Source organism: Neisseria sp. P0009.S007 (assembly GCF_051962515.1).
The window spans coordinates 1-272 of record NZ_JBQCVF010001096.1; the positions used below are offsets into that span (position 1 = coordinate 1).

1 protein-coding gene is annotated in these 272 nt (G+C 46.0%); it reads right to left on the minus strand.

All coding sequences use genetic code 11. The features are described from left to right. Positions 1-13: 13 nt before the first annotated feature. Positions 14-272, minus strand: a 259-nt coding sequence (locus ACTHS3_RS17885) for an ATP-binding protein (protein ID WP_440368763.1), incomplete at its 5' end; no start/stop codon positions are given.

A 272-nucleotide genomic window follows, 5' to 3' on the forward strand; every position in this document is an offset into this window, starting at 1 on the left:
GTGGTAACATGACTCACGCACGATAGCTGCCCCAGTCAAAACTCAAAATTTCACCGCTGTCCTCTTTAACACGGTCTGAAATACGCTTACCTACCGCCTGCACAAAGCCAGAAATATCCAAATTTGAAATTAAAACCGTAGGCTTCATTTGCTGGTAACGCTCGTTAAACACATCAAACAACGCGCGGCTTTCCGCATCTGTTCCGCTCTGCATTCCCACTTCGTCGATGATCAGTAAATCGTAACCGGCAAAATCGGAAATTACTTGGGAC